This window comes from Limibacter armeniacum, from assembly GCF_036880985.1.
Lineage (GTDB): Bacteria > Bacteroidota > Bacteroidia > Cytophagales > Flammeovirgaceae > Limibacter > Limibacter armeniacum.
Map to the genome: position 1 here is coordinate 2,534,108 of NZ_JBAJNO010000008.1, position 26,099 is coordinate 2,560,206.

The 26,099-nt window shown below is 40.0% G+C and carries 22 protein-coding genes; 13 read left to right on the top strand and 9 right to left on the bottom strand.

The genetic code is table 11. The annotated features are described in order from the left end of the window. The first annotated feature begins 286 nt into the window (after window positions 1-286). A complete protein-coding gene (gene crtD / locus V6R21_RS16310) occupies window positions 287-1,759 on the top strand; it encodes a 1-hydroxycarotenoid 3,4-desaturase CrtD (RefSeq protein WP_334244697.1) in 1,473 nt (490 codons plus the stop codon). A 51-nt stretch (window positions 1,760-1,810) separates the two neighbouring features. On the opposite strand, the gene pafA is transcribed toward crtD, so the two are convergent. Continuing rightward, entirely contained in the window at window positions 1,811-3,463 is a 1,653-nt protein-coding gene (gene pafA / locus V6R21_RS16315; protein ID WP_334244698.1) for an alkaline phosphatase PafA, read from the bottom strand. 105 nt (window positions 3,464-3,568) lie between these two features. Here pafA and V6R21_RS16320 point away from each other — a divergent pair, with 105 nt between their 5' ends. The 3 genes from V6R21_RS16320 (at window position 3,569) to V6R21_RS16330 (ending at window position 7,299) form a co-directional block, all read left to right on the top strand. After that, window positions 3,569-4,114, top strand: a complete 546-nt coding sequence (locus V6R21_RS16320; RefSeq protein ID WP_334244699.1) for a hypothetical protein — start codon at window positions 3,569-3,571, stop codon at window positions 4,112-4,114. A gap of 238 nt (window positions 4,115-4,352) precedes the next feature. Further along, complete coding sequence (locus V6R21_RS16325; RefSeq protein WP_334244700.1) at window positions 4,353-5,006, top strand: hypothetical protein; 654 nt, start codon at window positions 4,353-4,355, stop codon at window positions 5,004-5,006. A gap of 571 nt (window positions 5,007-5,577) precedes the next feature. Beyond that, complete coding sequence (locus V6R21_RS16330; RefSeq protein ID WP_334244701.1) at window positions 5,578-7,299, top strand: DEAD/DEAH box helicase; 1,722 nt, start codon at window positions 5,578-5,580, stop codon at window positions 7,297-7,299. A gap of 64 nt (window positions 7,300-7,363) precedes the next feature. Here the strand turns inward: V6R21_RS16330 and V6R21_RS16335 are convergent, their stop codons facing one another. After that, window positions 7,364-8,260 carry a diacylglycerol/lipid kinase family protein gene (locus V6R21_RS16335; RefSeq protein WP_334244702.1) on the bottom strand — a complete coding sequence of 299 codons (897 nt, stop codon included), beginning with the start codon at window positions 8,258-8,260 and terminating at the stop codon, window positions 7,364-7,366. Window positions 8,261-8,449: 189 nt separating this feature from the next. Between V6R21_RS16335 and V6R21_RS16340 the strand changes: the two genes are divergently transcribed. After that, the gene (locus tag V6R21_RS16340) at window positions 8,450-9,463 is read left to right on the top strand and encodes a phosphatase domain-containing protein (RefSeq protein ID WP_334244703.1); all 1,014 of its coding nucleotides are present in this window, start codon (window positions 8,450-8,452) and stop codon (window positions 9,461-9,463) included. A gap of 38 nt (window positions 9,464-9,501) precedes the next feature. Here V6R21_RS16340 and gcvT read toward each other — a convergent pair whose 3' ends face one another. After that, window positions 9,502-10,599 (bottom strand): glycine cleavage system aminomethyltransferase GcvT, encoded by a 1,098-nt coding sequence (gene gcvT, locus V6R21_RS16345; RefSeq protein WP_334244704.1) that lies wholly within the window; start codon window positions 10,597-10,599, stop codon window positions 9,502-9,504. Between the two features lie 387 nt (window positions 10,600-10,986). On the opposite strand from gcvT, the gene V6R21_RS16350 reads away from it, so the two are divergent. Continuing rightward, window positions 10,987-11,340: a response regulator gene (locus tag V6R21_RS16350; protein ID WP_334244705.1), complete on the top strand. Its 354-nt coding sequence runs from the start codon at window positions 10,987-10,989 to the stop codon at window positions 11,338-11,340. A gap of 169 nt (window positions 11,341-11,509) precedes the next feature. On the opposite strand, the gene purL is transcribed toward V6R21_RS16350, so the two are convergent. From purL to V6R21_RS16375, 5 genes are all read right to left on the bottom strand, one after another. Beyond that, window positions 11,510-15,205: a phosphoribosylformylglycinamidine synthase gene (purL, locus tag V6R21_RS16355; RefSeq protein WP_334244706.1), complete on the bottom strand. Its 3,696-nt coding sequence runs from the start codon at window positions 15,203-15,205 to the stop codon at window positions 11,510-11,512. 141 nt (window positions 15,206-15,346) lie between these two features. Next, window positions 15,347-15,700 (bottom strand): SCP2 sterol-binding domain-containing protein, encoded by a 354-nt coding sequence (locus tag V6R21_RS16360; RefSeq protein WP_334244707.1) that lies wholly within the window; start codon window positions 15,698-15,700, stop codon window positions 15,347-15,349. A gap of 167 nt (window positions 15,701-15,867) precedes the next feature. After that, window positions 15,868-16,272 carry a hypothetical protein gene (locus V6R21_RS16365; protein ID WP_334244708.1) on the bottom strand — a complete coding sequence of 135 codons (405 nt, stop codon included), beginning with the start codon at window positions 16,270-16,272 and terminating at the stop codon, window positions 15,868-15,870. Between the two features lie 3 nt (window positions 16,273-16,275). Next, complete coding sequence (locus V6R21_RS16370) at window positions 16,276-16,710, bottom strand: hypothetical protein (RefSeq protein WP_334244709.1); 435 nt, start codon at window positions 16,708-16,710, stop codon at window positions 16,276-16,278. A gap of 28 nt (window positions 16,711-16,738) precedes the next feature. Next, window positions 16,739-17,149, bottom strand: a complete 411-nt coding sequence (locus V6R21_RS16375; protein ID WP_334244710.1) for a hypothetical protein — start codon at window positions 17,147-17,149, stop codon at window positions 16,739-16,741. 302 nt (window positions 17,150-17,451) lie between these two features. On the opposite strand from V6R21_RS16375, the gene V6R21_RS16380 reads away from it, so the two are divergent. Genes V6R21_RS16380 through V6R21_RS16390 form a run of 3 tightly spaced genes read left to right on the top strand, consistent with a single transcriptional unit; the run spans window position 17,452 to window position 19,701 of the window. Then, a complete protein-coding gene (locus tag V6R21_RS16380) occupies window positions 17,452-18,261 on the top strand; it encodes a metallophosphoesterase family protein (protein ID WP_334244711.1) in 810 nt (269 codons plus the stop codon). A 3-nt stretch (window positions 18,262-18,264) separates the two neighbouring features. Continuing rightward, a complete protein-coding gene (locus tag V6R21_RS16385; protein WP_334244712.1) occupies window positions 18,265-18,852 on the top strand; it encodes a hypothetical protein in 588 nt (195 codons plus the stop codon). Between the two features lie 24 nt (window positions 18,853-18,876). Beyond that, window positions 18,877-19,701 carry a hypothetical protein gene (locus tag V6R21_RS16390; RefSeq protein ID WP_334244713.1) on the top strand — a complete coding sequence of 275 codons (825 nt, stop codon included), beginning with the start codon at window positions 18,877-18,879 and terminating at the stop codon, window positions 19,699-19,701. Window positions 19,702-19,744: 43 nt separating this feature from the next. Here V6R21_RS16390 and V6R21_RS16395 read toward each other — a convergent pair whose 3' ends face one another. Beyond that, a complete protein-coding gene (locus V6R21_RS16395; protein ID WP_334244714.1) occupies window positions 19,745-20,167 on the bottom strand; it encodes a hypothetical protein in 423 nt (140 codons plus the stop codon). Between the two features lie 240 nt (window positions 20,168-20,407). Here V6R21_RS16395 and V6R21_RS16400 point away from each other — a divergent pair, with 240 nt between their 5' ends. Genes V6R21_RS16400 through V6R21_RS16415 form a run of 4 tightly spaced genes read left to right on the top strand, consistent with a single transcriptional unit; the run spans window position 20,408 to window position 26,091 of the window. After that, window positions 20,408-21,616 (top strand): acetyl-CoA C-acetyltransferase, encoded by a 1,209-nt coding sequence (locus tag V6R21_RS16400; RefSeq protein WP_334244715.1) that lies wholly within the window; start codon window positions 20,408-20,410, stop codon window positions 21,614-21,616. A 32-nt stretch (window positions 21,617-21,648) separates the two neighbouring features. After that, window positions 21,649-23,787 carry a 3-hydroxyacyl-CoA dehydrogenase NAD-binding domain-containing protein gene (locus V6R21_RS16405; protein ID WP_334244716.1) on the top strand — a complete coding sequence of 713 codons (2,139 nt, stop codon included), beginning with the start codon at window positions 21,649-21,651 and terminating at the stop codon, window positions 23,785-23,787. After that, complete coding sequence (locus V6R21_RS16410) at window positions 23,738-24,934, top strand: CaiB/BaiF CoA transferase family protein (protein WP_334244717.1); 1,197 nt, start codon at window positions 23,738-23,740, stop codon at window positions 24,932-24,934. Before V6R21_RS16405 ends, V6R21_RS16410 begins: the two co-directional genes overlap by 50 nt. Next, entirely contained in the window at window positions 24,931-26,091 is a 1,161-nt protein-coding gene (locus V6R21_RS16415) for an acyl-CoA dehydrogenase family protein (RefSeq protein WP_334244718.1), read from the top strand. The genes V6R21_RS16410 and V6R21_RS16415 overlap by 4 nt, the downstream gene beginning before the upstream one ends. Window positions 26,092-26,099: the final 8 nt, after the last annotated feature.

Below are 26,099 nucleotides of genomic sequence, written 5' to 3' on the forward strand. Positions count from 1 at the left end.
TTGAAATCCAATTTATTTGGTCGACATACTGTATACAACCATTAGGAGGGTTTACCCTACAACTTTGAAGCATTAACTGTCAATGGTTAATGTTTATTTTGATAACAACATTTAATACAAGAATAATTATGCGATAAATCAAGGATTCACTCCCATTTTATGATCTTCATTTAAGAATTGACCAGTATTTATTACATCTAAACTTTAATGTACCTTTTTCAGAACAAGAAAATGTTTTTGTAGTTTTCAGTAAAAGATTTTTTAGCTGAAATAAAACAATGAGTATATGAGAAAGGCTGGGGTGATTGGTGCTGGCATTGCCGGTATAGCTTCTGCAATAAGGTTAGCTGTAAAAGGTTATGATGTTACTGTTTTCGAGAAAAACGATTACTTGGGAGGTAAACTCACTTCATTTACACAGGATGGGTATCGATTTGATGCAGGACCATCTCTGTTTACCCTGCCAGAGCAGGTAGAAGCGCTTTTTAAACTAGCTGGTCAGCCTACTGATGAATACTTCTCCTACAACCGCCTTCCTGTCATTACAAATTACTTCTTTGAGGATGGGACAAACATCAAAGCGTATGCTGAAAAGGAGCGTTTTGCCCAAGAAGTTGCTGAGAAGAATGGTGAATCCATACAAGATGTACTTCATCATTTAGCTAAAAGTGCCAAGCTCTATGAAATTACAGAAGATGTATTTCTGAAGAAATCATTGCATAAATTGTCTACCTATCTCAATCTGAATACTGTAAAGTCCATGTTCAGATTACCTGAGTTGAACGTATTCACTTCTATGCATGATGCCAACAAGAGCCAGTTCAAACACGACCGTACCATACAGCTATTTAACCGGTATGCTACTTACAATGGCTCCAACCCCTACGAAGCTCCAGCTACTCTCAATATTATTCCCCATCTAGAGTTCAACTTAGGTGCTTATCTTCCAAAAGGTGGAATGCACAGTATTACAACGAGTCTTGTACAGCTTGCGGAAAAACTAGGCGTTACATTTCTGAAAAATGCTGAAGTGGAACGTATTATTCAATCCAATGGTAAAATTAAAGGTATACAAGCCAATGGTCACCAATACCCTTTTGACATTGTGGTAAGCAATATGGACATTGTCGGGACATACCGTAAACTTCTACCGGATAATAAGCCACCTGAAAAACTTCTTTCACAACCTAAATCAAGTTCTGCCTTAATTTTTTATTGGGGTATCAAACAAACCTTTCCAGAGCTGGACGTTCATAATATCTTTTTCAGTAAAGACTATAAAGCCGAGTTTGAACACATATTCAAGCATAAACTTGTTTGTGATGATCCAACGGTCTATATCAATATCACATCAAAAATGGAGAAAGCAGATGCTCCTCAAGGGTGCGAGAACTGGTTTGTAATGATTAATGTACCAAACAATGAAAATCAGGATTGGGACAAAATCATTAGCACTGCCAGAGAAAATATCAAAAAGAAGCTTTCCAACATTCTAGGCTCAGAGATAGAGAGTCTAATTGAAACGGAAGCGATCCTGGATCCTCGAAGTATTGAAGCCCGTACATCATCTTCTCAAGGTGCACTGTATGGCAATAGCTCCAATAATAGGTTTGCGGCATTTTTGAGACATGCCAATTACGCTTCAAAAATAAAGGGGTTGTATTTCTGTGGAGGAAGTGTTCATCCTGGTGGAGGAATCCCTTTATGCTTGCTTTCTGCTAAAATTGTTGGGGATATGGTTCCGCCAGCGTCTATATAACAAAAAAGCCCTCAGTATGACTGAGGGCTTCTAAATTGAAAGTCTTTTGAATTATTTCAATGGAACTTCAATTGGGTTGGAATAACAACCACTTGGCATATTGATATGTAAAAATGCCGATACTGTTGGCGCTATTTCTGTAATCGTTTGGCGCTTCACTGTTTCTCCAGCTTTTACTCTCCAACCGTAGAACAGAATTGGAACATGAGTATCATAGGCATAAGGAGTACCGTGTGATGTACCAGTTCGGCTATAATCCATATAGTTGGAATGCAAGATGCCATAAACATCAGGACTGTTCTGTCTGTTGTAGGCATTCTGGATCAACATTTTATAATCTCTTGAATAGTCATATTTTTCCAGTTGCTTACCAGTCAAAGCATCCTTGATCTCTGGTTCCTCAACTAGCTTGTCAGCTACTTTTTCCTGAATTTCAGCAAGGTCAATCTTTTTCTCTTTGATCGCCTCTCTGTTCAAATACACTTTTGCTGAGTGATGAGACTTGATCCAATCTGCCTCTCCATATTCCTGATCTAGGTATTGATCCAGTCTTTCAGTCACTGCTTTGCTGTCAAAATATCCAGCTGGTACTTTCAGTGATTCCATGTAAGCAGGAACATTGGCACCAGCGTGGTCAGCTGATAAGAAAATCAGGTAGTTTCCTTCCCCTACTTCTTTATCCAAGTAACTGATCAAGTCCGCAAGGTCACGATCAAGCTTGATGTAAGTGTCTTCAGTTTCGATTGCTGTTGGTCCATACTGGTGTCCAACGTAATCAGTAGAAGAAAAACTGATCGCCAAAAGGTCTGTAATATCATCTTTACCCAAACCTTCTGCCTCAATTGCCTTCTTGGCCATATCTTTCACCATTGTATTGCCAAATGGCGTTGACTTGATCATTGAGTATCTTTTTCCTACACTCTTGGCTACTCTGTTACTCTTATCGATCTTATCCAAGTCATGTGGAAAAACAGGTGCTTCTTCTCCTTTAAATTTCCCTTCGTATGGGTTATTGTCTTTTAGAGATGCCTCATACTTCTCCAATGGCAATGCAGGCTCCCAAACTGACTTCATATATTCGTCAACTTTTCTTTCCTTGTTTGCCTTTTCAACCCACTCAGGAAGCTTATCCATGTAGAATGTACTGGAGATCCAATTACCTGTAGCATCATCCAACCAGAATGCGCCATCTGCAATATGACCTGCCGGCAGTACTGAAGATCTGTCTTTCAGAGAGATTGAAATCACTTTTGAGCGCATATTTGAAGCAAGTTTGATTTCATCAGTCAGCGTTGATACCTGAACACGGTGCGGTGACATCTTCCCTCCTTTACTGTCAGCTCCAACAGTATTGTAATTGTCATCAGAGACACAATACACTGTATGGTCCTGTGACCTGTCAAAAAATGAATTACCTACGATTCCGTGATGCGCAGGGTAAGTACCTGAGTAAACCGAGATGTGACCAGGTCCTGTAGCAGTTGCTGCATAGTCATAGTGACCATTTCTACATACAAAGCCATTATCAGTCAATTCTTTAAAGCCTCCATCTCCGTAGTTGTAACGGAATCTTTCAAGGTAATCATAGCGCATCTGGTCCACCATGATACCCACTATAAGTTTTGGTTTACTGTTTTGAGCAAAGGTGCTGGTTGCCATCAAGGCTAAACCAATAGCCAGGAATGGTTTTATTAAATTTCTCATCCTCGTTTATTGATATTATTTCAAGTAAAAAAATATATTGCAGCTTTAATTTTTACAAAAATTGCGAATCAATATTACTATTCTATCAACTGCTGAAAAATTTTAATGAAAAAAATTATCTTTTTTCTTTCAGTTTGGGTGCTATTTGCTATTCAGACTGGAAGTGCGCAATCAAACCTAATTTTAGTTCACACATTAACACAAGATACAGTTGAAATTTCAAAAGGAGATCTGGTAGCCTTCAATTATGATGGCTATTTGGGACAAGATGAAACCGTATCAGGAAAAGTGCTCAAAATAGATGGGCAGATGGTCATTCTTAATTCACCAAAGCACAAGAAGAATACTTTTAGCGGCAAACGCTATCTCAATGTAAAGGACATCACTGGCTTCCGGAAATTCAGGAAATCAAGACAGTGGCTCAAACCTGCTCTGAAACTAAGTGCCACTATAGGGAATGTGCTGCTTAGCAACTATTGGAGTAGAACTGACAAACTCTCTACTACGAATTCTATCTTGGCTGGAATGGGAATTGGACTTGGTTCAAATATTGGAATCAACCTTCTTTTTTCAGAAAAAATAAAATACAAAGTAGAAAAAGACGGTTGGAAAATCCTGATCAAAGAGCCAGTACTAAAAAAGGTACTTTGAGTTTTTCAACACAGTAATCTCACCATGATTCTATAGCCTAAAAAGGGGAGCTTAAAAGCTCCCCTTTTTCGTAAATTCAAAAGGAATTCACTGAAAATCAACCTCCTTTTTGTAATTACATTTCTATTTTCATTATCTTCATACCACAGTCAGTAACTATCAAATCTATTTTCCACTTTATTGATCTCACCCCTCATCACTACCTTTTGATTTCAGAACTCTAAACACCTATTCAGCCATGTATGGAAGTCAGCTGACAGAAGAAGAAATTGAAAAATTGTTGGATATCTACCAGTCCGAACATAGACAGTTACAGTTTCAGATTGCAAGAGTTGAGGAAGCAATAGCAGACCTTCAAATTAAACGGAGAGAGCTTAGAAAAGGAGGTAATTCACTAGACCCATTGGTTATTGGTGAGCAATTGAAAACTGATAAGAATATGGCTACCGCATCTACAAAACAGGTGATACAGCCAGATATTAAGGAAGAAACCCCTTCTTCTGATGAAGTACTACCCAAAGAATTCGAACAAGAATATCAAGTACCTCTAGAAGTGGTTGAAGCTGCTGGAGAAAAAAACCAACAGGGTTACAGGCTTTCCGATTGGGACATTTTTGTAATTCAAGCACTTTGGGAAAGTAACAAGTTGATGGTCAGTAACGAATTGCTTGACTTTGGAATGGAAGCTGCAAAAGAAATTGAAAATGACCCAAAAGAAAGGACTAAGGATAAAGTGAAAGGCAAAATCACTCGAAGCCTCAACAAACTAGTCAACAAGCGTAACTATGTCAAGAAACATGAATATAAAGGCAAAGGTCATAGCTACGGATTAGCAAATTGGTTTTTCAAGAATGGAAAAATCAGGAAGGAATGGGATACTTCTGGTACTTAGCCAACAAGAAAATTTCAATATTTTACAATTATTAACCTCTAGTTAAACATATTAATGCAACCTTGCCTAAAATAATTCAAATCATGGATCAGTTCTAAGGTCTGATCCATTTTTTATTGATAATAGATAAGAAATTCGGTCTGAAAGCAGTACTTTATCAAGTAAAACTAAACCAATACCCTAAAGTGAATGTTCTTTCACCGTATTTCCGAAATACAAAAACAATCAATTATCAATTTGATTTTTAGTTCTTGATAGTTAGGCATAATTAGAGGTGTACAAACTGATCAGGAAATAGAAATAAACAAAAGTATGCTCCTATTTTAGAATAATTTCAAAAAGGAGATGGAATTTACTACAATTCTCGTACCTTTGCGCCTTTGAATTGTAGCCGCTGTTTAACATGATTTGCTGTTCATAGATGTCGCGTTTGTCATTTCTGGTCGCGTAGCAAGTCATAAATTAAACCTCGTGTACAACGTCCGTTGTGCATAGCGCTAAGTTTTGCTTTTGTGCTCAATATGCAAGGGCAAGGCAATCTTAAGATCTTATTACAGAATAAAAGTAAAGAATGGTTTTTAAAAATTTAGGACTGCAAGAAGAAATTCTTCGTGCAATTGAAGATTTGGGTTTTGAAACTCCAACACCTATTCAGGAACAAGCAATTACTCAAATCTTAGCTGGCAACGCAGATGACATCGTGGGACTGGCCCAGACGGGGACAGGTAAAACAGCAGCTTTTGGACTGCCATTGCTGCAAATGATCAATCCTGCTGACAGAGCAACTCAAGGAATCGTAATTTGTCCTACAAGAGAGCTTTGTCTGCAAATCTCAAATGGTCTTCAGGACTTTAGTAAGTACCTTCCTAAAATCAATGTAGTACCTGTATATGGTGGTGCAAGCATTGAGAAGCAAATCAAGGATATCAGAAGAGGCGCTCACATCATCGTGGCTACTCCTGGTCGTCTGATTGACCTAATCAAAAAGAATGTTGTAAAGCTGGATACTATCAAGTATGCCGTACTTGATGAGGCTGACGAGATGTTCAACATGGGATTCCATGACGACATCGACGAGATTCTTTCATATGCTCCAGAAGAAAGAAAAATTTGGTTGTTCTCAGCTACCATGTCTAAAGAGGTAGAAAAGATCGCCAAAAAGTATATGAACGAGCCTCTTGAGATTTCGGTAGGACATCGTAACCAAAGTGCCACTAACATTGACCACAACTACTTCATGGTAGAAGGTCGTAACCGTTATGCAGCACTTAAAAGGGTAATTGACTTCTACCCTGAGATTTTCGGCGTTATTTTCTGTCGTACAAGAAGAGAGACTCAAGAGGTTTCTGAAAGCCTTGCAAAAGACGGTTACAATGCAGAAGCGCTACACGGTGACCTTTCGCAGGCGCAACGTGATTACGTAATGCGTAAATTCCGTGAAAGAAGCGTTCAGCTTTTGGTTGCGACTGACGTTGCTGCCAGAGGTATTGACGTAAACGACGTTACTCACGTAATCAACTACAACTTGCCAGATGACCTTGAAAGCTACACACACAGAAGTGGTAGAACAGGTCGTGCAGGTAAATCAGGTGTTTCCATTATTTTGGTTACTCCTAGAGAGGTTAACAGAATCAAGGATCTTTCTAGATTTATCAAGAAAGAGATCAACTATACAAAAGTTCCTAGCGGACATGATATCTGCCAAAACCAACTTTTCTCACTTGTTGACAGAATCAACAATGTTGAAGTAAAAGAGGATGAAGTAGATAAGTTCTTGCCTAGCATCTATGAGTCGCTTCAAGAGCTATCAAAAGAAGAACTGATTCAAAGATTTGTTTCAGTTGAGTTCAACCGTTTCTTAGACTATTACCGTGGTGCTGAAGACATCAATGCTAGAGAGCGTAGAGGTGGTAGTAGAGACAGAAATGATCGTTTCGGCAGCAGAGATGGCGGACGTGACAGAAGAGGCGGTAGAGAAGGCAGCAGAGATAGCAGAGACGGTGCTCGTAGTGGCGAAAGAAGAGGCAAAAGAAACTTCAATGGCAACAGTGAGCGTTTCTTTATGAACCTTGGGGAAATGGACAAGATTAACAAGGGTGCATTGGTAAGAATCATCTGTGATAACACAGGGATCAACTCTGCCAGCCTTGGTAGCATTGACCTAAGAAGAGAATACTCTTTCTTTGACGTTGACAAGCAAGTTGCAGGTAAAGTCCTGACTAAACTTCACGGTGCACAACACCAAGGTCGTAAGATCAAAGTGGAGATCGCTCAAAAGAGAAAAAGATCGTAACCATACGGTTTTAAAAAATATAAAGATAGCCTTGTGTGTCATTTGACTGCACAAGGCTATTTTTTTAGAATAAAGAAATACGTTTTTGGGGTACAATAATAGAAACTGCATTTCTGACTGCCTCTGCTTCTATATCTGTATACTTGCCCAGTACTTCCCCATCTACCTGAAGGGTTTGGCTATTTTCCATTTTTACGGTTGCTCTCTTACAACTGATCACCTCTACTGAATCCTCATTGACAAAGAAAGGTGAAAGCTTGGTCAAACCAGCAGAAATGATTGACTCAAATGACTTGTCTTTAACAATACAAATCTCAAACCTCCCATCTGTCAATTTACCTTTTGGATTAAGAATAATTCCCGTTCCATATTTTTGTGCATTTGCAAATGCCAACATATAGCCTTCCCTAAAATAGGTTTTACCATCTGCCAGAATTTCAAACTTAATCATCTCAGCCTCTTGCAAAGCATTCAGGAAATGTTTGGCATAGGAAAGCATTCCCCTTGAACCTTCTTTTTCAAAGCCTTCCACAATCTGGGCATTGACCCCAACGTCTCCAATATGAATACCATAATGTCTTCCGTTGATCAGAATAAGGTCTAATTTAAGCGTGTTGGAAGAGTCCAAAGCAACTTCTATAGCATCCCTCAGGTTTATTGGTATCTCAAGTTCAGTAGCCATTCCATTGGCAGAACCCATTGGTATAATTGCCATTTTCTGAGACCTGTTAATCAGGTTTCGGGCTACCATCAGCATGGTACCATCCCCTCCTACTGCCAAAATTCTGTCAGGCTTACTTTCGTTGATTGCTTCCAGTAGCTTCAGGTCATCATTTTCACCAGAAGTATAGTATAAGGACAACTCACCGTTGCGCTTTTCAATCTCGGATGAAAGTATAGTTATGAAATCAGACTTATCGGTATCACCCGAGATAGGATTAATAACTGCTAGTACCTTCATTTATTTGATTCTTAATAATTTGTTGTTCAGCAAATAATTAGGCATAATTGACATATAATATGCATACCATATGCACCATAATACCTGTAAATACTTTTTATGCTTTAGGCAAGCAACTGTATGCTTGCAAAGTATCTTCTAAAAGTACAACTCCTTAAGCGTTTTTTTGTACTAAATAAAAAGAAAAGTTTGAGTAGAAAACTCGTCATATTACCACAAACAGGATTGATATGTAAAGATAGCCTTTGTTTGGAAGGACAAATATTAAGGCTGAAGAACAAACACCTTGAAGTAAAGAAGAAGGATGGTATTTGGCGAAATATCAATAGGTTATATAAACTCTACACCATCCACAAAGTCAGTAACACACCGATCTGTATTCAGTATTTGAATCAATCCTGTGAAGTGACTACAGATAGCCACGGCTACTTTCAGTTAAACTTTCCGGTAAAAGTAGGTCACCATTTTACGTCTGAAGACATTCAGTATTCTCTGTTACATGGAGAAGAGAAAATTTATATACCTGAAATAAGTCAATCTGATGTTTACCCAATCAAGGAAGACAGCTTTGGAGTTATCTCTGACATTGACGACACCATTCTTCAGACTTTTGCCACCAATCTTTTCAAGCGCCTTTCCACGGTTCTCAGGTATAATGCACTCAAAAGGAAAGAGGTGAAACACATGAGTGACTTTTATAACCTTTTCAGTAAAAGAGGAGGTAATTTCTTTTATGTATCAAACAGTGAGATGAATCTGTTTCTGATTATAAAGCTGTTTCTTAACAATAGAGAGTTTCCGGATGGTCCTATCTACCTAAAGCCATTCAAAAGATTGAAACACTTATTGTGGAAAAAGCAATCTCATCACAGTCGAAAGAATCAACACAAGCTTGACAGGATTCGTTTTTTGCTCAATAGTGCTCCACTTAAACCTTTTGTTTTCGTTGGAGACAGCGGGCAAAACGACCCCCTCATTTATTACAAAATTGCACTTGAATTTCCAGAGCAGGTCAAAGGAATATTTATAAGGGGAGTCAAAAAATATCCACCCAAAAACGCTACAGAAATCAACCGATACAAAGATATTCTCAATGAGAAAGGAATTCCATTCTATATTTTCAGAGACCCGCACGACATGATTCCAATTGCCGTAAACCTATTGGACCATTACCTGATGATAAAAAAAGAAAGCCCACTATAAATAGTGGGCTTTTAGTATCATTAAAGCTTAGCTGAAAATTAACCTTTGTAGAAAGGGAACTTTACAACTTTAGCTTTCAGTCTTCTTTTTCTTACAGCAATGTAAACCTCTGTATCAAGCTTGGCAAAAGGTGTCTGAACATACGCCATTGCAATACCATAACCCAACATTGGAGACATCGTACCAGAAGTTACTTTACCGATTACGTTTTCATCAGCATCAAGTATTTCATACCCTTGTCTTGGAATTCCTTTTTCAATCATCTCAAGACCAACCAACTTCTTCTCTACGCCAGCTTCTTTTTGTGCTTTAATTGCCTCACTGTTTGTAAAGTCTTTTGTGAATTTGGTAATCCAACCAAGACCAGCTTCCAATGGTGAAGTTGTGTCATCAATATCATTACCGTACAGGCAGTACCCCATCTCCAAACGAAGTGTATCACGAGCAGCCAAACCAATTGGTTTGATATCCCAATCCTTACCAGCTTCAAAGATTTTGTTCCAAACTTCTACCGCTTTGTCATTTGGCACATAAAGCTCAAATCCTCCAGCACCAGTATAACCTGTTGCCGAGATCACGATATTATCTAGCCCAGCAAAAGTACCAATCTCAAATGTATAGAAGCCCATTTCAGCAAGGTTCACATCAGTCAATGACTGTAGTGCTTCGAATGCTTTAGGTCCTTGTACTGCAAACAGAGAAAGGTTATCAGAGATGTCTTCCATCTCCACTCCTTCTGTATTGAACTGACTGATCCAGTTCCAGTCCTTTTCGATATTGGAAGCATTCACTACCAACATGTATTCTTCCTCACTGATACGATATACAATCAGGTCATCAACAATACCACCTTCATGGTTTGGAAGACAAGAATATTGAGCTTTTCCATCTACCAATTTTGAAGCGTCATTTGATGTTACACGCTGAATGAGGTCAAGAGCTTTAGGGCCTCTCAACATAAATTCACCCATGTGTGATACATCAAACACCCCAACACCTGTTCTTACTGTTTTGTGCTCTTCAATATCTGATGTGTAGCGTACTGGCATGTTGTACCCTGCAAAACCCACCATTTTAGCACCAAGTGACTCATGAATGTCATTAAGTGCAATTTTCTTCAGGTTTTCTGCTTGCATATCCTGTTTGTATTTTGGTTAGAAAAGTATGTGGACGCGAATTTAAAAGGTTGGAAACGTAAGTTCAAACCCAGTTTTCTATTTCCTTTCAGTAGCGCAAATAATTATTCAACTATTCACACATTATCAATCAATTAACTTACATCATTACAAGGATTTTTTTTTATAGTTCGTTAGTGTTTTCAATGTTGAGGAACAGAATTTCATTTGAATTTTAATTCACTAAACCTAAAACCCTACACCCTGTAAGCTATTTACACAAAAGTCCACCTATATGGAAATCCCAGCGTTTATGACAAACGTTAATTCACCAAACAGGAATTGACTTTATCAAGGTTCAAAAAAATTGTATTAATTGAACCAACTTCAAAAAATCCATTTCCAGTTATGAGCATGATTTTTATTGTTGATGATGATTACCAATCCAGAACCAATATCGTTTCATTACTCCAAGCAGAAGGGTTTGAGACCAAAGTTGCCACAAACGCAAGAGAAGCACTTGTTCAAATCCTGCTTTTCAAACCATTAATGATTTTATGCAACTGCTATTTGGCAGACTCTAGTGGTTTTGATTTGCTACAAGAAGTAAGGTCTAACCAAGAGGTAGCCCATATCCCATTTATCTTAATGAGCAATGACGATAGTGACAGTATTGAAAGAGCTCTAGAATCAGGCGCAGACAATTTACTACAGAAACCTTTTAACTTCGATGAGATCATAGAATCTGTCACCCCACTATGATTCTACTTTTTACCACTATCAATTCAAAAGCCACCTCAAAAAGGTGGCTTTACTTTTTTCCCCTCATATCATTAAGTGAAAAAACTCCGCAGGAAAACCTATTTCCTACGGAGTTACTTTATCTAAAAGGAAGCCCCGAAAGGCTCCTTACCTGTTGCCATACTTAAGCTTACTTGCCTGCCTTGTCAGCAATCCAGTTTTTCGCATTTACGAATGCTTCAATCCAAGGTGAAACCTCATGGTTAGCCTTCTGTCCTGCAGGGTAGTTAGCCCAGTTCCAAGGGAAGATCGCACGCTCCAAGTGAGGCATCATCACCAAGTGACGACCATCCGCCGAGCAAAGTGCTGCTGTATTGTAGTCAGAACCGTTAGGGTTCGCAGGGTAAGCCTCATAGCTGTATTTACCTGCAATGTTGTAACGGCTTTCCTCGTAAGGAAGATCAAACTTACCTTCACCGTGCGCAATCCAGATACCTAGTCTGCTACCAGCTAGTGACTTCAGCATAACTGCATTCGTCTCAGCAGGGATTGACATGTTCACGAAACCTGACTCAAACTTGTGAGACATGTTGTGCAACATGCGAGGACGCTGCTCATGCTCAGGGTTCACAAGGTTCAGTTCCACCATTGCCTGACAACCATTACAAACACCCAGTGAAAGTGTATCTTCACGAGCGTAGAAGTTATCCAATGCTTGCTTTGCTTTCTCATTGTAAAGGAAGGCTCCAGCCCAGCCTTTAGCAGAACCCAGTACGTCTGAGTTAGAGAATCCACCTACGAATACGATAAAGTTTACATCTGAAAGATCCTCACGACCAGCGATCAAATCCGTCATGTGCACGTCTTTCACGTCGAAACCTGCCAGATGCATGGAGTAAGCCATCTCACGGTCACCGTTCACCCCTTTCTCACGGATGATCGCTGCCTTGATACCAGACTTCTCTTTTCTGTCAGGGTTCAGACCCAGTGCTGCCAGTTTACCTGTAAAGCCTTCAGGGAATGTGTACTGAAGTGGCATGATGCTGTAGTTTTCGTAACGCTCAGTTGCCAACTTCTCTCCCGACTGCTTTTTGTCAAGCAAGTAAGATGTCTTCACCCAAACGTCACGCAATGCTGCTACATCAAATGTATAAGCATTGTCACCGTGTCTCAGTGCAATTTCAGTACCTTCAACAGCTTCACCAATGATATGGAAATCAACACCTGCCTCTGTCAGTACTTTTGCTACTGCATCTGCATCGTTTGCCTGCAACAATACCGAAGGTTGCTCAGAGAACAGAGTCTTGATCAGGTCTGCGTTCAATGCAGAAACGTCAAGGTTCATACCCAGATCAGGCTCGGCGAAGCACATTTCAAGAACTGCTGTAATCAAACCACCCGCAGAGATATCGTGACCAGCTACCACTTGGTTCGCTTCGATCAGCTCCTGAATGGTATTGAACACTGTCTTGAAATAAGCCGCATCCTGAACTGTTGGTGCTGCTTTACCTACTTTATTGATGATTTGGGCGAATGAAGAACCACCCAAGTTGAATGCATCTTTAGAGAAATCGATGTAGAACAGTTTCTTGCCTTTCTGCGCAACTGGCTCTACAATTTTCTTCAGGTCACTTACTTCTGCTACAGAAGAGATGATCACTGTACCCGGAGAATACACCTTGTCATCACCGTATTTCTGTGTCATTGAAAGTGAGTCCTTACCTGTCGGGATATTGATACCCAAAGCACAAGCAAACTCAGAAGTAGCTTCTACTGCCTTATAAAGACGAGCGTCTTCTCCTTCATTCTTACAAGGCCACATCCAGTTAGCTGAAAGTGAAACTTGAGAGATCTTGTGTGTCAATGGTGCCCAAACAAGGTTAGTCAGTGCCTCAGCAATTGCAATCTTAGAACCAGCAGCTGGATCGATCAGGGCAACAGCTGGAGCATGACCAATAGTCGTAGCAATTGCTTTTTCACCTCTGTAATCCACTGCCATAGCGCCCAAGTTGTTCAATGGCAACTGCAATGAACCAGCTGTTTGCTGTTTCGCTACACGACCTGTTACCGAACGGTCAACCTTGTTAGTCAGCCAATCCTTACAAGCTACTGCTTCCAGTTGCAGTACGCCTTCCAGATATTCACTCAGCTGCTCAGCTGTATAATCAACATCTGCGAAGTTGCTAGGCTTAGCCGAATCGTTCATCACCGTTTTAGGTGCTTTACCGAAGAAGTTCTCCAACGGCATGTCGATTGGGTTCTGACCTGTCTTTTTATCTTCAAAAGTGAAACGCATATCACCAGTAGTCTCACCTACCACGTACATTGGTGCACGCTCACGGTCAGCTACTCTTTGCAACGTTTCAATATCTTTTTGTTTCATCACCAAGCCCATACGCTCCTGAGACTCGTTACCGATAATCTCTTTAGAAGAAAGCGTTGGGTCTCCTACAGGAAGTTTTGAAACATCAATTACACCACCTGTTTCCTCAATCAACTCTGATAGACAGTTCAAGTGTCCACCTGCACCGTGGTCGTGGATAGAAACGATTGGGTTCTCATCAGACTCAACCATGGCACGGATCGCGTTGTAAACACGCTTCTGCATCTCAGGGTTAGAACGCTGAATGGCGTTCAATTCAATTGAGTTAGAGAATTCACCTGTTGCTACTGATGATACAGCGCCACCGCCCATACCGATGCGATAGTTGTCACCACCCATTACAACCACTTTATCACCTGTTTCAGGTGTGTTTTTCAGGGCATGCTCTTTCTTAGCCAGACCAATACCGCCAGCCATCATGATCACCTTGTCAAAGCCGTGCTTTTTAGCATCTTCAAAGTGCTCAAATGTCAGTACGGAACCTGAGATCAATGGCTGACCGAACTTGTTACCAAAGTCAGATGCACCGTTAGATGCCTTGATCAGGATTTCCATTGGAGATTGGTACAACCAAGGTCTTGCCTCAGTAGCTTGCTCCCACTTTCTGTCCTCTTCCAGACGAGAGTAAGAAGTCATATATACCGCTGTACCTGCCAACGGAATTGAACCTGTTCCACCTGCAAAACGGTCACGAATCTCACCACCTGCACCTGTTGCAGCACCGTTGAATGGCTCAACTGTAGTTGGGAAGTTGTGCGTTTCTGCTTTCAGTGAAAGTACAGTCTCAATTTCTTTTGTTTCAAAGAAATCTGGCTTATCCTGTGTTTTTGGAGCAAACTGCTCCGCTTTAGGACCTTGGATAAATGCTACGTTATCTTTGTATGCAGAAACAAGGTTTTCAGGAGTTACTTTAGAAGTCTTCTTGATCAGTTGGAAAAGCGAGCTAGGCATCTCCTCCCCGTCAATCACAAAAACACCGTTAAAGATCTTGTGACGGCAATGTTCAGAGTTTACCTGTGCAAAACCATATACTTCTGAATCCGTCAGTTTTCTGTTCAGTTTTTCACTTACCTCTGTCAGGTAATCAATCTCATCTTGGCTCAATGCCAAACCTTCCGCTTCATTGTAAGCGGCAATATTATCGATATACTTTACAGGCTCTGGCTCAATGTCAATACGGTAGATATTTTGGTCCACCCCTTCGTACAGTGCTTGCAGCATTGGGTCAAAGTCAGCTGTCTTGTCAGACTCTACTTTGGTGAATTCCTCAATACGCAGCAAACCTGCAATACCCATGTTTTGGGTAATCTCAACGGCATTGGTACTCCAAGGAGTCAGCATTTCCTTTCTCGGACCAACAAACCAACCATCTACTGTTTCAGTTTCAAGCAGTTCCGCATTACCAAATAACCAAGTCAGTCTGGCTACACTATCCTGAGAAAGTTTTTCGGTGGCATGAACGGCAAATACATTGTCATGAGCACCCTGAAAGAATAAGATCATTTGTCCTATTTATTTATCGAATGTGAAGAAATTTGGCGCAAAAATAAGCCAAAATTTAACTTTTACCACTTTGTTGATTGCTTAATAGCTATTTTTTAACCCTGCCTATGGATTAAAAAACAAAAAAGGGCATACTCAATGTTAGAGTAAACCCTCTTTCTTTACGGACACAAAGCCCCTGAACATCTGCAAAAACTCAGGAAGTTTCAGTGCGTTACTTACCTTCACTTTTCCTGAGAACACAGCCACAGTCGGACTCATCTTTCCTGTCTCTATTTTAATATAGTCATCAATGTCTGCCGTCATCTTACAGTCAGCATCTCCTTCCAATGTTTCTGACAGAGTAAAAGCACCGTCTTTCACCTGTATAGAAAAGGGTTGGGCACCTTCTCCCTGAATATCGAAATGCATTGTGAAGTTTTTCCCTGCTGCCTTTTCTGGCAAGAATCTAACTTTATAAGAATTAATCAGTTCCTGAATCGTAGTCTGTTCCATTATATCTTTTATTTGCCGCAAAGATAGAAAGACTAATTAAAATCACGTCAGAAATTATAAACACTTTTGGAGAAATAATGCAGAGGTGAAGCTTATCAAAAAGTAGCTATTTAAAAATCAGGTAGATTCAATTTTAAAGGCTAAAAAGTAAAACCTGATTACTCATACTATATAGAAAGAAGCCATTCCTCAGCTTGCTCTTGGTCTGTAAAATATCTGGTGATAGTCCTTTCACCAGCTTCATCCAACTCTTCCATCAGCTGCTCAACTGAAAGCAGTGTAAATATATTCTCAGAAACGACTATTCCATTATACTTGGCTGCAATACCCAAAAACTGCTGACTTACCCACTTTTGCAGTTCAGGAGTCACAACATATTGCATTTTATTGGTCACAGCCAAGCATTTCAATGGTTTATACTTTTGAAAAACACGCACAAGAATGCTAACTGTCTTTTGATAATCCTCATCAGACATCTGACTGGTACTTTCATACCAATAATGGATCAGAAGACTTTGACCAGCATCATAAACTATTTCCACAAACTTATCTGCATATAAATTAGAAGTCATAAGCTAAAATGTGGTATCTAGTTTATCATTTGAAAATTCATTATTCAACCATTCTTCCGCCTTCTCATAAGTCTGAAAATAAGAAACCTCCACATTCAGTCCGATTTTCTTCAACATCTCAACTGTTTCTTCCACATCAATTTTGGAAAACAGGTTTTCAGGCAAGACGATAGCCATCATTTTGAGTGCAATCTTATTCAGCTCAACAGCCAATTCCTTTTCATGTGAAGGATCTACCATAAACCTTAAATCCCGTAAGTCTGCGATCACTTTTTGTGGGCAACACTTTTTATATAAGTCAATGATATCGTATGAGATTCGTTTATAGTCCTTGTTTGTCATCGATAACGTTTCAGGAAGCCAAATCTGTTCGAAGATCTGGTTAGTCTTGTCAAAGTAAGCCCTGATATATTCATTTTGATAGTAAAGTTGCTTCATCCAACATTCATCTAAATTGAAAAAGTTTTTATGCTTTAATCTGCTCTAGCCATAAAAAAGCAGCACTTCTGGAATTGAAAAATTTGGTAATTATGGTATTGTCAGCGTAAGTGATTTCTTCAAACATCTGTTGAGCTGACATTCTTGCAAAAATCTCATCAGAGACAACTATGCCGTTATACTTCGGAACCAAAGAGACAGCTGCACGAGCAATCCAAGACTGGATTTTCGGGTCAATAACAAATAGAAAATCCCGGTGCCCTCCAATTGACTTGAGTGGACGATACTTCGTGAAGCTTCCAAAAAGCTGGTCAATTGCCTCGAGGTATTCACTATCACTCATATTTTTTGTTGATCGAAACCAAACTGTCTCAACCAAACTTTTCTCTTCGCAATAAAGAATCCTGACATACTGATTTTCAAATATGGTCTCTGTCATACATTGATTTCATTTGCACTCATCTTATGTAATACCTTAACACCACAAGCTTCTATACTCATTTACAACTTAACCATAAATCGCTTTAAATCATTTTGAAACGCAAATCAAGCGCTTTGGTTTTGGCTTCAAGGTTATTCCCCTACTAGCCATGTCAGTTAACAATTCCTAATATATCAATTATTTGATAATGACTTCAAACCAAAAAATCCTATTTATACTTACGTAATATAAGGTGCTTCACCCCTAACTACCTCTTCAAGCCTTTTTGAATTCCAACCACATTCACCCACAAAACTGCTATGCGATGCTTGACTCTACTGACTTCCATTTTTCTATCTTCACTCATAATATCTTTCACTGGTTGTACCAAAACGTTTGATTACAGCCCCTACCAAACCTTTGTAGACAAGGATGAAAGGAATACAACTAGTAATCAACTCAATAAAATCCTAATCAACTCTTCAGACACTTTTCAACCTTTCAGGTTTGCACTAATCAGTGACAATCACCTCGCTTACGATAGCTTTACAGATGCATTGGACTTGATTGCTCAAGACTCATCGTTATCCTTTGTGCTACATGGAGGTGACATTGCTGACAATGGTTTTTTGAGGGAGTTTGAGGTTTTTCATAACCATATGGCAGACCTTCCCATTCCATTTCTTACTGTCATTGGTAACCACGATTACCTATCCAACGGTGAAGATGTATATGCTATCATGTTTGGGGAAAGGAATTACAGCTTCGTCTATAACGATATTAAGTTTGTTGTTTTTGACAATGTTACATTGGAAAGCAATCAGGTTCCTGAATTTGAATGGATTGAAAAAGAATTAACTGATGGACTTAACCACACTCATACGCTAACACTCTCACATATCCCTCCAACCTCAAATACCTTTACAATTGAACAACAGGAACGCCTTAGTTCACTTATGAAGAACTTCAAAGTCACACTTTCCATGCATGGTCATATCGGCAAATACAGTTTTGAGGAGTCTTTCGAAGATGGAGTCAGGTACCTGACAGTGGACCTGTCTGGCCAACGAACCTTTGCTATCATAGAAGTGCAACTGGATTCAGTCATAGTCAACAGGATAGACTACTAACTTATGAGAGTACTTTTAGCTACAGTTTTCATTTTAATTTCTCTCCTCTCATTTGAGCCTTCATTTGCCCAAACTGAGACCAAACACTGGTACTCACCTAACCATGTGAAACTTCAATATGCAGGAAACAATGGTTGGCTATCTACAGGAGTTGGTTATTCTTTCCTTAAAAAGAAAAGCTGGCTAATGGACTTTATGTATGGGTATGTCCCGAAGAGTATTGGAGGCACAACCATACATGTCCTCTCATGGAAAAATACTTTTATCCTCTATCGCATCAAGATCAACGAAAAGGTTGCCATATCCCCAACTATAGGTATCAACAGCATTTTTGATATCAGTAATAATTCAGATTATAACCTACCAGATAAATTTGCTGAAGACTATTACGAATTCAATGATGCCATGCAGTTTTACCAGTTTATTGGGGCTACTGTTCAGCTGAAACTGAAAGAAACATATTTCATCAAACAAGTAGATTTTATGGCAGAAACTGGTGCATTGGTAATTCATATGGCCGATATGTTTGTTAATGGAGTAAGGCCAAAGGACATATACAGTGTTTCTCTTAGTGTAAATGCATATTTCTAATGATAAACTAACAATTCCTTACTTATGGCAAATCCATACGCTTCCCAATTCAGGCATTGCTTCCTAACAATCGTATTAGGTCTTTGCTGCTGGGCTTGTCAGCCACAACATCAGCAAGATGAAACTCAACAAAAAGAAATTGGCGACAACCCGTCTGCCAAAGGTTTTAATGAGAAAGGATCTGATAAAAAAGCGATTGAGCTTGCAGATAGTGTCATGAGTGCAAGTGGAGGAAGAACCAATTGGGACAATACACATTATATCTCTTGGAACTTCTTTGGAAGAAGAAATCTTGTTTGGGATAAGTTTACTGGAAATGTACGTATTGATTATCCCAATGGAAATATCAGTCTACTGAATATCAATTCAGGTGAAGGAAAAGTACTAAGGGATGGTAAAGAATTGACTGATACAGACTCCCTCAAAAAGTACATTAATCAAGCTAAAGGAACTTGGGTTAATGACAGTTATTGGCTTGTAATGCCTTTTAAACTAAAAGATACAGGTGTTACACTTCAGTATATTGGTAATGATAGCACCAAACATGGAACCTTAGCTGATGTCATTCAACTCACCTTTGAAAAGGTGGGAAATACTCCTGAAAACAAATACTACGTCTGGATTGATAAGGACAGCAAACTAGTATCTCAATGGGCTTATTTTGAAAAATATTCAGATCAGGATCCAAAATTCATATTACCATGGCTTGATTATCAGTCGTATGGAAACCTTAAGTTGAGTGGGAACAGGGAAAAAGCATTACTGTCAAATATTCATGTATTCGATTCATTGGATAGTCAAATCTTCCATTCTTTTGACCAACCAGATTTTATCAAGAACGCACTCTAAAACGAAAAACACACCTATTAACGCAAGCTTAAAAGGTGTGCCCCTAATTCAAGGTAAACTTATTAGATAAAGAAGAAATGGGTTGATTCAATACCCACTTTCTTGCTTCAAACTGATCACATAGTATTTCAGACCTTCCTTTAAAATACTTCTGAATAATATCTTCTATAGCAATCTGGACAAACAGGTCATGAGCAGGTACTATTCCTATATTCTTTGGGCAATAGCCATAAAAAAGGTCGAAGAGCCAGTGACCATGTCTTTGATCCCATACAAAATGCATCAGCTCTACGTCAATGACAATTCGTTGTGGCTTAAACAGAATTGATTGAAGAAAATGGTTGATGGAAACATAAAACTCCCCCTCATTCATATGTTCAGTAGCTTGCTTCCAACTCAGAATAACTAAACTGTGTTTTTTTTCCTTTAATACTGACAGGAAACGGGTATCCACGCAGAGTTCCATAAGTCTTAGCTTTATCTGCATTTTATACAATCAAAAAATATGCTAAATACCACTTTTTACAATGATTATATTCCGACAAACCAAGATCACACCAAATAATGAATAAAAATTCATTATTAATTGTAAATATTACAATAATTAACTAAAATAAGTCCAAAAGAAAGCTCCTTGTGTAACTTCGTTTGCTACACAAGCTCAATCGAATAATTCTACTTTCTAACCTTTAAACTATCCAATCAAATGACAGATGCCTTTATTTTTGATGCCGTTCGGACACCCCGAGGCAAGGGCAAAAAAGATGGTGCTTTGCATAATATCAAAGCCTCCCACCTATTAGCCAATACACTCACTGCACTTAGAGACCGCAATAACTTAGACACCAGTTATGTAGAAGACGCAATCATTGGCTGCGTCACACAAGTAAAGGAACAAAGTGGTGACATTGCCAAAGTCGGGCTTATGACGGCAGGTTTTGATGAAAACGTGGCAGGCGTGACCGTTAACCGATTCTGCGGTTCTGGACTCGAAGCTATCAACCAAGCTGCTGTCTATGTAATGGCTGGTCAAACTGACTTGATGATAGCTGGAGGAGTTGAATCGATGTCTCGGGTACCAATGGGGTCTGATGGCTCTGCCTTACTTTATGACCCTGAAATGGTCATGGATAGCTATATCGTACCACAGGGTATCTCTGCTGACCTTATTGCTACTAAGTATGGCTACTCCAGAAAGGATCTCGACATTTTCGCAACCACTTCCCACCAACGTGCTGACGCAGCTTGGAAAGATGGTCGTTTCCATAAATCCATAGTTCCTGTCAAAGACATTAATGGTGACCTGATTCTTGATCATGATGAAATGGTTCGCCCAAACACTTCTCCTGAAATTCTTGGACAATTGAATCCTTCATTTGAAATAATGGGACAAATGGGTGGCTTTGATGGAATAGCGTTGCAACGATACCCTGAAATTGAGCAGATCAAACACCTACACCATGCTGGTAACTCCTCTGGTATTGTAGATGGCGCAGCAGTCACCTTAATCGGTAACAAGATGATTGCCGATAAGCTAAATCTGAAGCCAAGAGCTCGTATCAGAAGTGTGGCAATTGTAGGAACAGAACCTACAATAATGCTTGTCGGCCCTGCTCCATCAGCTAAAAAAGCCTTAAGAAAAGCTGGAATGGAAATCAGCGATATTGACTTATTTGAAGTGAATGAAGCATTTGCGGCTGTCCCTATCAGGTTTATGGAAGACCTCAACATTTCCCATCATCAGGTAAATGTAAATGGAGGTGCTATTGCAATGGGACATCCTCTTGGAGCAACTGGTGCCATGCTATTGGGCACATTACTCGACGAACTGGAAAGACAAGGAAAAGCAACTGGCATGGCTACTCTTTGTATTGGCGGCGGTATGGGTATTGCCACTATCATTGAACTTGTTTAACCCTTCTCAAAATCAAGAAAGAATAATCCAATATGATCAACTATAAAATAGATAATGATGGTATAGCCATCATCTCCATTAATGATGACATGGCACCTGTCAATGCACTTGGTCAGAAGATGGGAAAAAAGCTTGGTGAGACCTTCAGGCTTGTAGCTGAAAATGAAGACGTGATTGGTATCATAGTCACCTCAGCCAAAAAAGATTTTATCGTTGGAGCTGATGTCAAAGAAGCTGCATCCAACCGTGAAGCTTTCACCAAACTGGCAGTGGAGCTTAAAAAAGACCTGCGCTATATGGAAACTTGCGGCAAGCCTGTAGTCGCTGCGATCAATGGTACAGCCTTGGGAGGTGGTTATGAAGTATGTCTAGCTTGTCACCATAGAATTGCACTCAATCATCCTAAAATTCAAATTGGTTTACCAGAAGTAACACTAGGTCTGCTTCCTGGAGCAGGTGGCACTCAACGGTTACCAAGAATGATTGGGGTAGAAAAAGCGCTTGAACCTATCCTACAAGGAAAAAGGCTTAACCCAGAAGCTGCCTTGAAAGTCGGGATGGTAGACGAGCTGGCTGAGTCACCAGAAGCGTTAATCTCTAAAGCCAAACAATGGATTAAAGAAAAAGGAGACCCTATACAACCTTGGGATAAGGACAAGTTCAGGCTACCAGGAGGAAACATTGACTCCCCAAAAGTAGCCATGCACATTACAGGTGCTGCCGGTAATATTCTCAAAATGACGTATGGAAACTACCCTGCCCCTAAAGCAATTCTGAATGCTATTTATGAAGGCTTGCAACTCCGCTTTGACCGTGCATCTGAAGTGGAAGACCGTTATTTCAAGCAATGTGTCTTATCTGATGTGGGGCGCAATATGATGCGTTCACTTTTCATCAACATGAAAAAAGCAGAAAACGGTGCAGCTCGTCCAAAGGTTATCCCAGTCAAAAAAGTAACTAAGGTAGGTATTTTAGGTGCTGGCATGATGGGAGCGGGTATTGCATACGTTTCTGCAATGGCTGGTATTGAGGTTATTTTGAAAGACATTTCCCTTGAAAGTGCTGAAAAAGGGAAAAGCTATTCAGAAGAACTATTAAAGAAACGAATCAGCAAAGGCAGAATAAATGAGGCTAAAGCCAAAGAGATTCTATCTCTGATAAAACCTACCTCATCCGCAAAAGATGTCAAAGACTGTGACTTAGTCATAGAGGCTGTTTTTGAAGACCGTAACCTGAAAGCCAAGGTGACACAAGAATCTGAAGCTGTTACTAGCGACACTTCCATCTTTGCATCCAACACTTCTACACTTCCTATTACAGGGCTGGCTGAAGCGTCTGCAAGACCTCACAATTTTATAGGTATGCATTTCTTCTCACCTGTTGACAAGATGCCACTGGTTGAGTTGATAAAGGGAGAACAAACCTCTGATGAAGCTGTAGCGCTTTCCTTGGACTATATAAGGCAAATCCGAAAGATTCCAATCGTAGTGAATGACAGCAGGGGCTTTTACACATCTCGTGTTTTCACCACTTACATTCTGGAAGGGCTTGCCTGCCTTCAGGAAGGTATTTCACCTGCATTAATCGAAAACGCAGGAAAAATGGTAGGGATGCCTGTGGGGCCATTGGCTGTAGCTGATGAGGTAAGCATCGAATTGATATACAAAATCAATAAACAAACTGAATTGGATTTGGGAACCACAGGTGACCCGACTATGGCAGTTGCCAAGAAGTTTGTAGAAGAACTTGGCAGATTGGGTAAAAAAGAAGGTAAAGGTTTTTATGAATACCCTCAAGGTGGCAAAAAACACCTTTGGAGTGGTTTATCAGAACATTATCCATTATCCCGCAAGCAACTGACAGCAAAAGAAGTTGGTAAACGCTTACTACACCGTCAGGCATTGGAAGCAGTAAAATGTTTGGAAGAAAACGTTGTGACTTCTCCTGCTGATGCTGATATAGGCTCTATCCTTGGTTGGGGTGTTCCTCCATACACTGGTGGACTAATTTCTTACATCGATACGATTGGCCTCAAGACATTCGTATCAGAGTGTGAAGAATTAGCTTCCAAATATGGTGACCGTTTCCTTCCTACCCCGAAACTGAAAGAAATGGCTACCAATGGAGAAAGTTTTTATCAGGAAGAAGCCATCATTAGCCATGCAAGATAAACCATTGAGTGGCATCAGGGTATTAGACCTCACATGGTTACTTCCTGGGCCACTTTGCACCCTACACTTAGCTGATATGGGCGCGGATGTAATCAAGGTGGAAGCACCACTGAGGGGCGACTATGCTAGGCTGTCTCCCCCATTCCAGAAAAACAACTCGTCCCTTTTTTTGGCTATAAATCGCAACAAACGTTCAATTACTTTAGACCTTAAGTCTGAATCAGGAAAAGAGGCATTTCAAGCCTTATGCTGTACTTCAGATGTCATTGTAGAAGGCTTCAGACCCGGCACCATGAAAAAGCTAGGTTTGGACTATGCCTCTGTAAAGGCAATAAAACCTGATATCATTTACTGTTCCATTACTGGTTTTGGACAGGATGGACCTTATGCGGAAATGGCAGGACACGATCTGAATTTCTGTGCCTATAGTGGTTTACTTCAGCCCAATGAAGATGTAAAGCCAGCGGTCTTGCCTTTTCAGGTAGCAGATATTGTAGGAGGAACCCAAACAGCGGCCATGGGGATTTTAGCGGCAATCATTCAAAAGTTGCGGACAGGTGAAGGTCAATACCTTGATGTATCTATGATGGATGGTGTCATGTCTCATCAAGCTATCAACCTGACACAAGTCAAAAGCGAGCAGCAAAATCAGGCATTTGTTGTGGATTTATTAAGTGGAAACCATCCATGCTATGCCATTTATGAAACTGCAGATGGGAAATATTTAGCCTTGGCCGCCATAGAACTGAAATTCTGGCAACGATTCTGTGAGTGCATCAATAGGGATGAATGGATTAATCAACACCCCGCTTCAGGGAAAAAAGCAAAAGAAATAACTGATGAACTAAAGCTTCTTTTCTTATCAAAGTCACAAGAAGAATGGTTGCTCCAATTCGAAGGTATAGACTGCTGCCTTTCCCCTGTACTTACAATGAATGGTGCTTTAGAAATTCCGCAAATCAAAGCAAGAAAAATGGTATGTGAGCACTCCCATCCAATTGAAGGCCAAGTAATCCAATTTAGCTTCCCTATCAAGTCTTCTGCTTTTGAGTTTGAGGTATACAGACCTGCTCCTCAATTGGGAGAACATACTGCAGAAATACTGAATGAATTAAACATTGAAAACCCAAAATTGACTAACCAATGATGATTCCAAGAAACATTTACACAGAAGAGCATCAGCTTTTTATTGAATCGGTCAGAGACTTCTATGAAAAGGAAATTGTTCCTCACCATGACCAATGGGAAAAAGAAGGCATGATTTCTAGGGAAGCCTGGAAAAAGGCAGGTGAAATGGGCTTTTTATGTATCAATATGCCCGAAGAATATGGTGGCAGTGATGTCGACTTCAGGTACAGCGCCATCCTAATTGAGGAACAAGCCAAGTCTGGTTGCTCTGGTCCGGGCTTCTCACTACATTCTGACATTGTGGCTCCTTATATTTTACACCAAGGAACCGAACTGCAAAAGCATAAATACCTTCCAAAAATGGCAACTGGCGAAATCATCGCTGCTTTGGGAATGACTGAGCCAGGAGCTGGAAGTGACCTAAAGAATATCAGAACAACAGCCATTAAGGAAGGTGACCATTATATCGTAAATGGGTCAAAGACTTTCATAACCAATGGTTATATGTCTGACCTAGTTTTGGTTGCAGTAAAAACTGACAGCCAAAATAGTGACAAAGCCAAAGGAATAAGTCTACTGCTGATGGACACCAACGCCGAAGGTTTTTCCAAAAACAAACCATTCAAGAAGGTTGGCATGAAAGCTCAGGATACCTGTGAGCTTTTCTTTGATAATGTAAAGGTTCCCGCTTCCAACCTTATCGGTGAAGAAGGTATGGGATTTATTTACATGATGCAGGAACTTCCAAGGGAAAGGCTGATCGTTGCTGTGACTGGGATAGCCACTGCTGAGGCTGCACTGCAACACACCATCCGCTATGTCAATGAAAGAGAAGCCTTTGGCAAACCTGTATCAAAGTTTCAGAATACTAGGTTCAAGATCGCAGAAATGGCCTCTGAAATTCAGATGGGTCGCCTCTTGGTAGATCGCTGTATCGAACTGCTGGCTGAAGGTAAACTGGACGCCGAGACAGGCGCCATGGCAAAATATATCTGTACCGAAATACAGTGTAAAGTGGTTGATGAATGTGTCCAATTACATGGCGGATACGGCTATATGTGGGAATATTGGATAGCGAGGGCTTATGCAGATAGCCGTGTTCAAAAAATATATGCCGGAACCAATGAAATCATGAAAGAAATCATTGCCCGCAAGCTTCTTGACAACAAAGATTAAAGTGCTAC

What these genes read in the sequence shown, in the direction of transcription:
- V6R21_RS16385 (WP_334244712.1), top strand. Translation starts at nt 18,265, where the DNA reads ATGAGAGTACTTTTAGCTACAGTTTTCATTTTAATTTCTCTCCTCTCA.
- V6R21_RS16350 (WP_334244705.1), top strand. Translation starts at nt 10,987, where the DNA reads ATGAGCATGATTTTTATTGTTGATGATGATTACCAATCCAGAACCAAT.
- V6R21_RS16365 (WP_334244708.1), bottom strand. Translation starts at nt 16,272, where the DNA reads ATGACTTCTAATTTATATGCAGATAAGTTTGTGGAAATAGTTTATGAT.
- V6R21_RS16410 (WP_334244717.1), top strand. Translation starts at nt 23,738, where the DNA reads ATGGAGAAAGTTTTTATCAGGAAGAAGCCATCATTAGCCATGCAAGAT.
- V6R21_RS16390 (WP_334244713.1), top strand. Translation starts at nt 18,877, where the DNA reads ATGGCAAATCCATACGCTTCCCAATTCAGGCATTGCTTCCTAACAATC.
- gcvT (WP_334244704.1), bottom strand. Translation starts at nt 10,599, where the DNA reads ATGCAAGCAGAAAACCTGAAGAAAATTGCACTTAATGACATTCATGAG.
- V6R21_RS16380 (WP_334244711.1), top strand. Translation starts at nt 17,452, where the DNA reads ATGCGATGCTTGACTCTACTGACTTCCATTTTTCTATCTTCACTCATA.
- purL (WP_334244706.1), bottom strand. Translation starts at nt 15,205, where the DNA reads ATGATCTTATTCTTTCAGGGTGCTCATGACAATGTATTTGCCGTTCAT.
- V6R21_RS16405 (WP_334244716.1), top strand. Translation starts at nt 21,649, where the DNA reads ATGATCAACTATAAAATAGATAATGATGGTATAGCCATCATCTCCATT.
- V6R21_RS16370 (WP_334244709.1), bottom strand. Translation starts at nt 16,710, where the DNA reads ATGAAGCAACTTTACTATCAAAATGAATATATCAGGGCTTACTTTGAC.
- V6R21_RS16325 (WP_334244700.1), top strand. Translation starts at nt 4,353, where the DNA reads ATGTATGGAAGTCAGCTGACAGAAGAAGAAATTGAAAAATTGTTGGAT.
- V6R21_RS16395 (WP_334244714.1), bottom strand. Translation starts at nt 20,167, where the DNA reads ATGGAACTCTGCGTGGATACCCGTTTCCTGTCAGTATTAAAGGAAAAA.
- V6R21_RS16415 (WP_334244718.1), top strand. Translation starts at nt 24,931, where the DNA reads ATGATGATTCCAAGAAACATTTACACAGAAGAGCATCAGCTTTTTATT.
- V6R21_RS16400 (WP_334244715.1), top strand. Translation starts at nt 20,408, where the DNA reads ATGACAGATGCCTTTATTTTTGATGCCGTTCGGACACCCCGAGGCAAG.
- V6R21_RS16320 (WP_334244699.1), top strand. Translation starts at nt 3,569, where the DNA reads ATGAAAAAAATTATCTTTTTTCTTTCAGTTTGGGTGCTATTTGCTATT.
- pafA (WP_334244698.1), bottom strand. Translation starts at nt 3,463, where the DNA reads ATGAGAAATTTAATAAAACCATTCCTGGCTATTGGTTTAGCCTTGATG.
- crtD (WP_334244697.1), top strand. Translation starts at nt 287, where the DNA reads ATGAGAAAGGCTGGGGTGATTGGTGCTGGCATTGCCGGTATAGCTTCT.
- V6R21_RS16330 (WP_334244701.1), top strand. Translation starts at nt 5,578, where the DNA reads ATGGTTTTTAAAAATTTAGGACTGCAAGAAGAAATTCTTCGTGCAATT.
- V6R21_RS16335 (WP_334244702.1), bottom strand. Translation starts at nt 8,260, where the DNA reads ATGAAGGTACTAGCAGTTATTAATCCTATCTCGGGTGATACCGATAAG.
- V6R21_RS16360 (WP_334244707.1), bottom strand. Translation starts at nt 15,700, where the DNA reads ATGGAACAGACTACGATTCAGGAACTGATTAATTCTTATAAAGTTAGA.
- V6R21_RS16375 (WP_334244710.1), bottom strand. Translation starts at nt 17,149, where the DNA reads ATGACAGAGACCATATTTGAAAATCAGTATGTCAGGATTCTTTATTGC.